Origin of the sequence: Tunturiibacter empetritectus, assembly GCF_014201375.1 — a bacterium.
Classification (GTDB): domain Bacteria; phylum Acidobacteriota; class Terriglobia; order Terriglobales; family Acidobacteriaceae; genus Edaphobacter; species Edaphobacter lichenicola_D.
The window spans coordinates 151,472-163,310 of sequence record NZ_JACHDZ010000004.1; the positions used below are offsets into that span (position 1 = coordinate 151,472).

Genomic DNA, 11,839 nt, shown 5'->3' on the forward strand with positions numbered 1-11,839 from the left:
GATTCCCTGGTTGTTTTCTGGATACAGAGCAAGTCTACTTTCTTCTCGCCCGCAGATTTGAAGGTTGTTCCTCAGAAACGAGGAAGAGACGTCATTACTCTTTCAGCCTTCGGTCAATTTGAATCTTTTCGGCGGTCAGCTTGGTGTCGTCGTCGCCCCTGCGGTGAGCTTCGGCGATGAGGGTCCGAAGCTCGCGCTGGCGGCGTTCGAGCTGACGATATTTGAGCGTTTCGAGCGTGTTGTTTACGCGCTCCGTCATGGATTGAGCGTTGGCGGAGGCGCTATCGGGGTCTTCTGTCTCCTGAAGGGTCCGAGCCAGAAGAATGCGACTAGGTTCGTCGGGTGCGGCGTCGAGCGGGTTAGACGGGGCCGGGGCGTTGGCAAGGGACTCGAGTAAAGCGGCGGAGGGAAGACTCTCGTACCACTCAGGATGTTGGATGAGTTGTTCAGCAGCCAGGACGCGAGCTGGGTCACCTTCGCGAAGAACGAGAGCGCGGAGAAGCACCCGCTCTGTCTCGCTCGCTGGGTCGTGCGCATGGGAGCGAACGCTCTCCACTCGTTGTGCAGCAGCCTGTTTCAGCTCCTGACGCAGGATCGCAGAGTCGATACCAAGTTTTTGCGCAGAGTCCGCGGCGAACTCGTCACGCTGAATGCGGTTCGGCATGCGACGAATGTGAGGGAGGAGGAAGTTGAGAGCCTTCACCTTGGCATCCGAGGTGCGGCCGGGAAACTGTTCGCGCGCGCGATCGATCAGGTAGTCCGAGTGGCGCTTCGCACCGCGCAGGGCTGCCATGTACAGTTGAACGCCGTGCGCGCGGATGTACCGATCCGGATCGAGGCCGCCCTCGAGGGTAACGATCTTTACCTCGAAGTCCTCTTCGGTGAGCAGCGCGATGGACTTCTCCGTAGCTGCGGTACCGGCGGTGTCAGGGTCGAAGTTGACGATGACGCGCTTGGTAAACCGGCTGAGCAGGCGGATCTGCATCTCCGTGAAAGCAGTTCCAGAGGTCGCAAGGACGCCCTTGATGCCCGCCATGTACACGGAGATACAGTCCATCTGGCCCTCGACCAGCAACGCGAAGCCGAGGCTGCGGATCTCCGCCTTCGCTTTATCCAGGTTGAACAGGACCTGGCCCTTGCTGTAGAGCGGGGTCTCAGGGGAGTTGAGATACTTCGCAATGGGGCGGCCCTTTTCGTCTTCCGCGTCGAGTGCGCGTGCAGTAAAAGCGATGGTCTTCCCCTGCTCGTTAGCAATCGGAAAGGTGATGCGCTTGCGAAATCGCGCGTAGAGCTGGCCCTGGCCGCCATCGCTCTGCTCTTTGGCGCTGAAGAGGCCGCTCGCCCGCAGGACTTCGTCCGGAAAGTGTTTGGCAAGCTGCTCACGCATATGGTTGAAGTCGTCAGGCGCGTAGCCGATGCGGAACTTTGCGATGGTCTCAGCCGTAACGCCGCGTCCAGTCAGGTACTCGCGGGCGCGGGCCGCCTCAGGGGCTTTCAGCGCTGCTTCAAAGTACTGCGTCGCGGCCTCGTGAACGTCGATAAGCTGCCGCCGAAGGCCGACCTCGCGGGCCTCCTCAGGAGAGCTGAACTCACGTTTGGGCAGCGGGATGCCGCACTTCGTGGCTACCACCCGAATAGCCTCGGGAAAGCTGATGTTCTCCAGCTTCATCACGAAGGTGAAGACGTCGCCTTTTTCGTGGCAGCCAAAACAATAGAAGTAGCCGTGATTCGCGTTGACGGAGAAAGATCCCGTCTTCTCCTTGTGAAACGGGCATAGGCCGGTGTAGTTCTGGGCGCCGGATTTGCGCAGCTTGATGTAGTCGCCGATGATCCGGACGATATCGGCCTGTTGCTTGACGGTTTGTGCGAAGTTGTCAGACATACGTGCAGCGAGGGCGTTCTACCGACGTCCTGAACGGATACGGATAAGGGATCTCTGTTTGTAGCCCGTATATGAGTTTAGACGGAGAACAAAATCGGCGGAGTGGACCTTCGCTCAACGCAAAAGAAAAGGCTCCATAGGAGCCCTCTCTTCTCTTGACCTCGCAAAGTTTGTCGCAGCGACTAAACGCCGGAGTTGTGCTTCACCGCAGCCTCATATCCAGCAGTAAAGTTCGAGCGGTACTCCTCGCGAGCCGCTCCCTTGACCGGAGGATGCAGGTAAAGGTGAGACGACTTCGCGTCGATCTTACGCTTCGCCGTTATGTCCAGTTGAGCCGCTTCCACTCCATCACGGTAGGCAGACTGCGCCTGCTCGGTGCCTGGAGGAGGCGTATTCCAGCTGCGGCTCTCGGTCGTTGGTGCCTGGTTTGCCTGGGCGTGTGCGAAAAATGTTGCACCGCCCATAAGTGCCACTGCAATCAGTGGTGTTGCCATTCGAGTTAGGTTCTTCATCGTGTTTCCTCTTTCCTTCCAGGTCAATAGATGCACCCGAAGGCCAGAGGGAAGTTACCATAACCCAATAATTAGTAGCAAATTCACCCAGAACGGCTGCGTAATCCCTTGCAACGTTGAATATTTTCAACACTACATATTCGTATGGCCGCCGCGCATATCCTCATTGAACGTCGGCTTGATGAACGCTAACGCATGCGCCAGTTCAGCAGCATACTGCGCACGATGTCCCATCAAAGCCTCGGTCGGCGTGGCATACTCGGTATCCGCCGCCAGGTGAATCAGCCCCTCGCCCGCAAGTGCCGCTGCCGTCTTCTTCAGCTCCTCCACGGTCGAGTTCAAGTACTGCGCATCCCGAGGATCCAGCAGCCACACCGGCTTTCCGTCACCCAGCACGCCCGACAGCCAGAACACCTTCGCCGCCAGATACTCCTGCCGCTGTCCCTCGGTCGTGTCGTTGAAGTTGAATCGCTTCTTCCACGGGCTATAGAACCGCGTCGTCACTGGAACCGGCTGCCGATTCCCGCTCTTCACCAGCTCCAGCTGCCCCTGGTCCATCGTCTTTCGCACCGCGTTGTAGATAAATCCCTCGGCAAACGGCTGCTCCGGAGCCTTCACGATCTCCGCAAACGTCACCGTCATCGACGCCGCCACCTTCGCATGCAGCGGACTTCCCTCGCCGTCCTGCAGATGAACCTCGCCATGCACCAGAAACGTATCCGCACCCGAGGTCGATGCATGGAACGGCCACGTAAACTTCTCAAAGCTGAGCGGCAACCCATGCAGCGTCAGGTAGTAGTCCTGCTGCGGATTCTTCAGCCGCTTCGCCGTCTCCCCCAGATAAACTCCAACCTCGGCCAACATATCCGCCCTGCTGAAATCAAACTTGTCGCTGAGCTCCAGCACCTGCGTCTTCGAGTGATCCGCAGCCAGCGCCAGCATGAAACGCGTCGTCGGGTTCCCTGAAAAATCCTGCCCTGTCGCGCTCGAAACCACCACCAGCCCAGCCGCCTTCGCCGATGCCTCAACCTGTCCAGCCAAAACCTCTTGCGTTCCCATTGCCATCTGCCTCAATCGTCCTTTACGTTTTGCGTATCTCCTATTTTACGGCTTCTGTCTATAAATCGCTGCATTCTTGTCCTGCCGGACGAGCCTCCTGCGCGGAGGGCGGTCACTTCGTGACGCGTGTACTGGACATGGCAGGTCCAGCAGCATAGTCCTCCCGCTGGTCGGCACAATCTTTCCTCCGAGCATCGCGAGGACTAGCACCTTACCCTCGGCACGACAAGGTATACACCCCACGAAGTGGGAGCCCCGTGCGTAGCGGGCCCGTCCGGCAGGACAACTGCATCCGATATCCCATGAAAGCCGCTATCCTCCACTCCACCAACCAGCCGCTGCGAATCGAAGACGTCCCCACGCCCGTCGCCACCGCGGGCCACCTCCTCCTCCGCGTCCTCGCCTGCGGAGTCTGCCGCACCGACCTCCACATCGTCGAAGGCGATCTTCCCCTCATCCAACAACCCCTCATCCCCGGCCACCAGATAGTAGGCGAAATCATCGACGGCGCAACGCCCGACCGTCCCCACGGCATGCGAGTCGGGGTCTCCTGGATCGGAGGAACCGACGGCACCTGCGCCTTCTGCCGCCGCGCCGAAGAGAACCTCTGCGACAACCCCGTCTTCACCGGCTACACCATCAACGGCGGTTATGCCGAGTACGTTCTCGTCCGCTCCGACTTCACCTACCCGCTCCCGGACGCCTTGGATAACACCCACGTCGCTCCCCTCCTCTGCGCCGGCATCATCGGCTTTCGCAGCCTTCGTGTCGCGAGCACCCAGCCCGGAGAACGCGTCGGACTCTTCGGCTTCGGCTCCTCTGCCTCGCTCGCCATCGCCGTCCTCCGCCACTGGAGCTGCGAGGTCTACGTCTCCACCCGGGGCGAATCCCATCGCACTCAAGCCTCGTCTCTCGGCGCAACCTGGGTCGGTACGGAAAACGACAAACCGCCCGTCCAGCTTGACCGCGCCATCACCTTCGCTCCCAGCGGAGCCGTCGTCGTCAACGCACTCTCCAGCCTCCGCAAAGGCGGTATCGTCGCCATCAACGCCATCCACCTCGACCAGATGCCCGCCTTCGACTACGACAAGCTCCTCTGGGGCGAACGCCAGATCCGCAGCGTCGCCAACATGACCCGCCAGGACGCCCTCGATTTCCTGCAACTAGCCGCCGAAATCGGTATCCGCCCCCAGGTTCAGGTCTTCCCCCTCGACCGCGCCAACGACGCCCTGCAAGCCATCAAACACGAAACCTCCAACGGCCCCTGCGTCATCGTCCCTTAACGGATCTTCAACAGTGGATCGACGCACTCTCATCACCGCTGCGTGATCCATTCCTGCATCCGGTCTGATGCGTCTTAGTACACATGGCTAGCCAGACTTCGCTTTGATGCCTGGATGCATCGAGTGTCGCAAAGCCTTCAAGGACTCACGGGCACCGGCGTTGGTGGTGGCTGTACTTTGTAAGCCTTGCTGAAGCGTACGCGGATCAGCCAATAGATCATTACGGTAAAGGGCAGAAGGGCGAGCACTGTCAGGAAGATAGAGCCACGCAGGAAAGCGGGAAAGACTTGTTGTTGGCCAAGGAAGAAAGAGCCTGTTGCGATAAAGAGTCCAAAACACATGCGCCAGAGGTGACGCGTGATGCGCTGTCGGCCCGCGATTCCTCCTTGAGCGAGCATACGAATGTCTCCGGCGGCGGCGAGCAGGAGGACGACACCGAAGAAGAAGCACATGCCAGCGGGGGCGTTTTTGTCGGGATGGTGGAGGGTAAGGACGCCGAGCGTGATGACGGCGGCTGCTCCGCCGAGGCCGACCAGAAGCGCGGCCCAGTCAGGTCGGCCTATGCTCCTGCGGCGGCCCGCGAGCCAGGCGGTAGTGATCATGTAGAAGGTGACTATGCTGCCGATGATGTTGCCGCGCTGAGATTTCAGTATTGCGAGACAGAGGCCGCTCGAGGCCAGGGTTAGCATCGCGATAGTGAAGACGTTTCCCGACGCCCGATGCAGGCGGCTGCCCTTGCTCACGGCAATCGCGAAGGTGCCGGACAGCAAGCCCATCGTCCCACCGAGGATGTGCAGAATCAAGAGCGGAAGTCTCATGCGTCCAGGCCCTCCCAACACCCGCGATTGCGAGATCGATTGTGGAAAGAGTCTACGCGCTCTGCGACGGAGAAGTTTCGCAGATGAGGAGCCGCTTCAGGGCGAGAGAGCGCCGACATTCTCACTTCGCTGCATCCAGTCGCAGCAACGCGAAAAACCTGTCAAGCCCCAATCCATCCCATCCCTCACCGAATCAATAACATCTCCGTAGCGTATCAGTTACCCCTAACCCGCTAAACTAGAAGTAGCAGATCTAAATCAAAAGTTAGCGCCCAAATAGAGTCGGGAAGGAACTCCGCACCTCCAAGTCCAAAGCTAAAGTATCTAAATCGAATACTTTGCACACCTTTGACAGGGGGAGGGGGATACCACACATGGAAGTCAAAACGAACCTCGCCGCCCTCACCACCGAAGCCCGTAACCCGCGAACCGAACACATCGACGAGCTGCCCACTCTGGAGATGCTCCGCCTCATCAACGAGGAGGATGCCAAGGTCAGCACCGCCGTAGCTGCTGTTCTTCCGCAGGTCGCCCAGGCCATCGACGCCATCGCCCACCGCTTTGAAGCAGGCGGCCGCCTCTTCTACATCGGCGCAGGCACCAGCGGCCGTCTCGGCGTACTCGACGCCAGCGAGTGCCCTCCAACCTTCTCGGTTCCGCCAACCCTCTTTCAGGGCATCATCGCCGGTGGCGACAGTGCCCTCCGCAAATCCAGCGAACAATCCGAAGACTCCCCGGAACAAGGAGCTGCAGACCTCGCCGCTCACGCACTCACCGCCAACGACACCGTCCTCGGCATAGCCGCCAGCGGACGCACCCCCTACGTCCTAGGCGCCCTCGCCCACGCCCGCAAACTAGGCGCACTCACCATCTCTCTTACCTGCGTCCCCAACTCCGCGATGGCTGAAGTTGCGGAGATCTCCATCGCTCCCATCACCGGACCCGAGATCCTGACCGGCAGCACGCGCATGAAGGCCGGCACCGCCACCAAACTTATCCTCAACATGATCTCCACCGGCGTCATGATCAAAACCGGAGCCGTCTACGGCAACCTCATGGTCAATATGCAGGCTAGTAACGTCAAACTCGTAGACCGCGCCCAGCGCATCATCATGGCCGCCACCGGCATCGATCAACCCGCCGCTGCAAAATTGCTTTCCGAAGGAGGCAGCGTGAAGACCGCTATTGTCATGCAGAAGCTCTCCATCGACCGCCCCACCGCCGAAGCAAAACTGAAAGCCCACCACGGCAATCTCTCCGCGCTCCTGAATCGGAAGCCTTGAATCAGAAGCCCCGACCGCACCGGGTCCCCCGAGAGAGAGGCAGGTAGACTGAGGGTATGTCGACCGGCCGCGTGATGGCGTTGGACGTGGGAAAGATTCGTGTGGGCGTGGCGCTCTCCGACCCACTCGGATACACCGCGCAGCCCCTGTTAACGCTGTGGCGCAAGACTCGGGGAGAAGATCTGCGCAGCCTGCTACGCCTGATTCGCAAGCATGAGGTAGTAAAGATCCTAGTGGGCAATCCGCTGCACATGTCAGGCGAGGTAAGCCCCTGGGCTGCGAAGGTGCATGAGTTCGCCGAGGAGCTGCAAAAGCGCTCCGGCCTTCCCGTGCAGCTCTGGGATGAACGCCTCAGCACGGTCGCAGCACACGAGATCCTCAATGAAGCCGGACACGGCCGCCGCGAGCGCAAGTATGTCATCGATCAGGTAGCGGCAGTCGTCATCCTGCAAGGTTGGATGCAGGCAACAGCACAAGCCGAGGCGAAGGCTGCGCTGGAGCGAAGCGATCTCAGAAACAGGAACGACCAAGACCCTCCCGAAAAGGAATGACCACTCGCATTCACGCCCCGGCAACTTCAAATCCATATCATGGTCGCTCATGTTAACCTCCACACGAACGGTTTTATCCGCCGCAAGCCTCCTCCTCACCACCGCAACCCTCACCGCCCAGCAGACTCCAATGAAAAATCCCTTCCTCGGACTCATGACCGCAGCCGACAAGCATGCCAGAGCGCACAACGCCCAGACTCCGGTGCTCTCCCCGCTCGATGCAACCCTCTTAGGCTCCAACCCACCGGTCAACATGGCGGAGCTTCACAAAGCGGGCTTCAAGGTCGTTCCCTGGACCACCAACGACCCAGCAAAGATGCGCGCCCTCATCGATCTTCGCGTCGATGGCATCATCTCCGACTATCCGAACCTCCTTCAGCAGGTCGTGAAGGAGGAAGCCGCCGCACACCCCAGCGAAGCCGCTTACTTCAAGAGCTTCGACGTCTCGGCCCATCGCGGAGGCCGCGGTCTGCGCCCCGAAAACACGCTGCCCTCCTTTGAGGACGGACTCGATCATCTGAGCACCACGCTCGAGACCGACACTGGCGTTACAGCCGATCATGTGTCTCTGATATGGCACGATCAGTTCCTCAATCCAGAGTCCTGCCGCCGGGTGGATGGCACCCCCTACACGCTGGAAAACCGCGTCTACACTCGCGATATCTCGCTCGCTGAGGCTCAGAGCACCTTCATCTGCGACAAGCTGCATCCGCAGTTTCCCGACCAGAAGAACGATCTCGCACTCTCACCGGTGGCGGTAGCCTTCGCAGAACAGGAGCATCTCATCAGCCCCTATGTTCCGACCCACGCGGAACAGCTCTTTCGCTTTACCCGCTTCTACGCTGAGTACTATCGCACCGGCGCGGGCAAGTTCCATCCGGACGCGGCCGCCCGTGCGGCCAACGCGGAGAAGGTCCGGTTCAACCTCGAGACTAAGATCCTGCCTCTGCCCGATGATCCCGCAGGGCCCAACCGGCCGCTGGCTAACTCCCATGAGGAACCCAAGACCAATCACACGGTTGACCCGCAAACCTTTGTAAACACGCTGTGCGGAGCGATTGTGCGGAACCACATGGAGTCGCAGGCGGAGGTGCAGAGCTTTGATTTCCGGACGCTGATTCTGGTCGAGGAGCAGTTTCCGAAGATCCCCACCTACTACCTGACCGGACCGCCGAAGATGCTGAGCACGGAGTTCGTCCCGGTTGCCCTGCGGCAGTAATTTTCTGTTTTGCGGCAGGATTTTTTCTGACGTGGTGGTTGTGGTGTTTTGCAGGGGTTTTTGTGAATTTGTGGCTGCGTAACGTGGCGTTTTGGCATGGTAAACGTGGTGTAGATCGTGGTGAATGTGTGGCTGGAAACACCACAAATTTTGCGACGAAAAATACGCCACGTTTTTCAACTTTATTTTTGAGACCCTAAGAGCTGTCCTGCCGGACGGGCTCCCGCGGGAGGCGGTCGCTTCGTGACTGGTTACCGGTCTTGATGGTTGAGGCCTTGGGCCTCCCGTTGGTCGGAATCTAGAAGAGGCTCAGTTTGCGGGGCATCTCTATGCCCAGATGCTCATAGGCTAAGCGCGTGGCTACTCGGCCTCTTGGGGTGCGGTCCAAGAAGCCAATTTGGATGAGGAATGGCTCGTAGACCTCTTCGAGGGCGTCCTGCTCCTCGGCTAACGCTGCGGCTAAGGTGTTGAGGCCTACGGGGCCTCCGTCGTACTTTTCGATGATCGTGCGGAGGAGGCGGCGGTCGAGCTCGTCGAAGCCGTGGGCGTCTACTTCAAGGAGGGATAAAGCAGCTTGCGCGGTGGGGCGGTCGATGACTCCTTTGGCTCGAACCTGGGCGTAGTCCCGGACTCGGCGTAACAGGCGATTGGCGATACGTGGAGTTCCGCGGGAGCGCATGGCGATCTCGGCGGCGCCGTCCTGATCGATGGGGACGCCGAGGACTTCGGCGGAGCGCTCGACTACGAAGCGGAGCTGGTCGTCGGTGTAGAACTCCAGGCGCAGGAGGATGCCGAAGCGGCTGCGCAATGGGGAGGAGAGCAGGCCGGGGCGGGTGGTTGCGGCTACGAAGGTGAAGGGGCGGATCTCCATCACATGGGTGCGGGCAGCGGGGCCCTGGCCGATAATGATGTCGAGTTTGTAGTCCTCGAGCGCGGTGTAGAGCTTCTCCTCGAGGACCGGTTGGAGCCTGTGGATCTCGTCGAGGAAGAGGACCTGGCGTTCGCGCAGGTTGGTGAGGATGGCGGTGAGGTCGCCTTGAATCTGCAGCGCTGGGCCGGAGGTCTGCTGGTAGCCGACGCCCAGCTCGTTCGCGATGATGGTGGCTAGAGTCGTCTTGCCGAGGCCGGGGGGGCCGAAGAGGAGGACGTGGTCGAGGGCTTCGCCGCGTGACTTTGCTGCTTCGAGTGCTATCGCTAGTTGTTCCTTCGCTTTTTCCTGTCCGATGAACTCGCCCAGGCGCGTGGGGCGGAGCTTGAGCTCGAAGGCGTCGTCGTCCTCGGCTCTGCCGGCGGAGACGAGGCGCTCGGCCTCGGTCGATCGTGCTTGATTGAGATCGATCTTCGGTTTGTTTTTGAAGGAGTCCACTGAGGGCGATGGTACGGCGAAGACGGTTTGGGATGCAAATGTTTCGGTGAACGCTTTGGCGTGCGACGCGGGATGAGGACAAATACAAATGCGGGGGTCTCTCCACTGCGCGACGACGGTAATGCTGTCCATCGCTTCGGTCGAGATGACGAGTTTTTTGAGTTATTTTGGAGGATAACAAACAACGGCGAGAGCTGGCTTGGAAGAGTGATACATTCCCAACCATCGCAAAGTGAGCGATGGAAGGGGCACCCGATGATCTGGGCTTGGCTTGGGGAACGGCATCGGCAAGAACAACAGCAGATCCCTACGGGATGACAAACAAAAGGACAGGCAACTGCATGGGAACCGTTAGTCGTGGAGGGAGTAGACTACGGAGCCGTGCGGGGGGAGGACGACCTGGAAGGAGTTCTGGAGGCCTAGCTCTTGTCTCTGCCAGAGGTCGCGGACCTTGTACTGGGCTTTGTCGATGTAGCCGTACTCGGCGAAGGTCTTATCGACTTGAACGGGAGCGTCGCTGAGATTGAAGATGGCGAGATAGTGCTTGTCTCCGCGGATGGAGTGCGAGGTCCAGGTGATGAGCGGTCCGTCCTCGGTGTTTTTTTCGCTGGCTGTGGAGTCGCGGTCCATGTCGATGACGGCCTGATTGGTGAGAAGCGACTTGAGCGCGTCGTCCATCTGGGTGAGATTTCCGCCGACAAAGAGGGGCGCGCGCGCGATGGCCCAGAGGGTGATCATGGTTCGTTGCTCATCTTCGGTGAGCCTTGAGTTGCGTGGTTTGCCCTCGCCTGGGTTTGGGCGGAGCTGGCCGATAGGGAGCATGTCCGCATCCGGCCACGCTCCGGGCCTTGTCTGATCGGCCCACTTCGCGAGGAGGGCGAACTGACCATTTACGCTCTGCGACCATTCGGCCTCGGGATCGTTGTCCCAGTGGTCCCAAACGTCGGCTGAGATACGCCACATCTGCGCGTTCTTTGCCACCTCGCCGGCGTGGTCGAGCGGCGTGGGTCCGGGGGAGAGACTGAGGACCATGGGACGGCCGGATCGCTCGATGGCTTTATGGATCATGCGAATCTCGGCGCTCTTGTAGGGGTTTGCGATGCAGTCCACTTTTAGGAAGTCGACGCCCCAGGAGGCGTACTGCTTGATCAAGGCGTCGTACCAGGCTTGTCCGGCGAGGTTGGCTTTGACACCGAAGTTGTCCGGGTTCCAGGAGCAGGTGTCGGTGGTGTCCGCGGCCATGGCGGCGCGATAGCGGGTGGTGCCGATGTGGGTGTTGGCGAAGACGGTCTTTTTGGGTATGCCTCGGAGGATGTGGATTCCGAATCTGAGGCCGTCGTCGTGGACGGTGTCGCTGAGTTGCTTGAAGCCGTTGCCGGTGGCGGAGGAGGGAAAGCGGTTGGGGGCGGGCTCGTACTGGCCGCGGAGGTTGATGGTGTAGCGCAGAGCCTGGGGCATGGAGATGTTCTCAGGGTTTTGGAGGTACCAGCCTTCGTCGATGACGACGTATTGCCAGCCGAACTCCTTCAACTGCGCGGCGAGAACGACGGTGTTGGCGCGGAACTGGGACTCGTTGATGGTTGGGCCATACGCGTCCCAGCTGTTCCATCCCATGGGCGGTGTGGGGGCTAGCGCTTTGTCCTGGGCGATTGCCGGGATTGCGAGGAGAATCGCCAGAGCCGCGCTAAAACGCTTCATCACCATGCGAATAAACATATCAAAGTAGGGGTGGGGCGATCTTCTGCGGTTAGGTGGAGAGTGCGCAAAGACAATACGGGGATCCTTCGGCTGCGCTGCTCGCAAAGTGCCGCGAGCAACTTCGCTCAGGATGACGGCGTCGGGGTGGAGTCTCAATAACGCCCCGCA

10 protein-coding genes are annotated in these 11,839 nt (G+C 59.9%); 4 read left to right on the plus strand and 6 right to left on the minus strand.

All coding sequences use genetic code 11. From position 1 onward, the window contains the following. Positions 1-94: 94 nt before the first annotated feature. The 3 genes from dnaG to HDF10_RS12760 all read right to left on the minus strand — a co-directional run bounded on the left by dnaG (position 95) and on the right by HDF10_RS12760 (position 3,459). A complete protein-coding gene (gene dnaG / locus HDF10_RS12750; protein WP_183813997.1) occupies positions 95-1,882 on the minus strand; it encodes a DNA primase in 1,788 nt (595 codons plus the stop codon). A gap of 182 nt (positions 1,883-2,064) precedes the next feature. Further along, positions 2,065-2,394 (minus strand): hypothetical protein, encoded by a 330-nt coding sequence (locus HDF10_RS12755; RefSeq protein ID WP_183813999.1) that lies wholly within the window; start codon positions 2,392-2,394, stop codon positions 2,065-2,067. Positions 2,395-2,526: 132 nt separating this feature from the next. Further along, complete coding sequence (locus HDF10_RS12760; protein WP_183814001.1) at positions 2,527-3,459, minus strand: hypothetical protein; 933 nt, start codon at positions 3,457-3,459, stop codon at positions 2,527-2,529. 296 nt (positions 3,460-3,755) lie between these two features. Here HDF10_RS12760 and HDF10_RS12765 point away from each other — a divergent pair, with 296 nt between their 5' ends. Beyond that, a complete protein-coding gene (locus HDF10_RS12765; RefSeq protein ID WP_183814003.1) occupies positions 3,756-4,736 on the plus strand; it encodes a zinc-dependent alcohol dehydrogenase family protein in 981 nt (326 codons plus the stop codon). 137 nt (positions 4,737-4,873) lie between these two features. Here HDF10_RS12765 and HDF10_RS12770 read toward each other — a convergent pair whose 3' ends face one another. After that, positions 4,874-5,554, minus strand: coding sequence for a DUF2306 domain-containing protein (locus tag HDF10_RS12770; protein WP_183814005.1), 681 nt, complete (start codon positions 5,552-5,554; stop codon positions 4,874-4,876). A gap of 374 nt (positions 5,555-5,928) precedes the next feature. On the opposite strand from HDF10_RS12770, the gene murQ reads away from it, so the two are divergent. Genes murQ through HDF10_RS12785 form a run of 3 tightly spaced genes read left to right on the plus strand, consistent with a single transcriptional unit; the run spans position 5,929 to position 8,607 of the window. Next, a complete protein-coding gene (gene murQ / locus HDF10_RS12775) occupies positions 5,929-6,837 on the plus strand; it encodes an N-acetylmuramic acid 6-phosphate etherase (protein WP_183814007.1) in 909 nt (302 codons plus the stop codon). Between the two features lie 56 nt (positions 6,838-6,893). After that, on the plus strand, positions 6,894-7,388 hold the full coding sequence (gene ruvX, locus HDF10_RS12780) for a Holliday junction resolvase RuvX (RefSeq protein WP_183814009.1): 495 nt from the start codon (positions 6,894-6,896) through the stop codon (positions 7,386-7,388). 49 nt (positions 7,389-7,437) lie between these two features. Continuing rightward, a complete protein-coding gene (locus tag HDF10_RS12785) occupies positions 7,438-8,607 on the plus strand; it encodes a glycerophosphodiester phosphodiesterase family protein (protein WP_183814011.1) in 1,170 nt (389 codons plus the stop codon). A gap of 298 nt (positions 8,608-8,905) precedes the next feature. Here HDF10_RS12785 and ruvB read toward each other — a convergent pair whose 3' ends face one another. Both ruvB and HDF10_RS12795 read right to left on the minus strand, forming a co-directional pair. Continuing rightward, complete coding sequence (gene ruvB, locus HDF10_RS12790; protein ID WP_183814601.1) at positions 8,906-9,973, minus strand: Holliday junction branch migration DNA helicase RuvB; 1,068 nt, start codon at positions 9,971-9,973, stop codon at positions 8,906-8,908. A gap of 351 nt (positions 9,974-10,324) precedes the next feature. Continuing rightward, a complete protein-coding gene (locus HDF10_RS12795; RefSeq protein ID WP_260177867.1) occupies positions 10,325-11,827 on the minus strand; it encodes a glycoside hydrolase family 27 protein in 1,503 nt (500 codons plus the stop codon). Between the last annotated feature and the right edge of the window lie 12 nt (positions 11,828-11,839).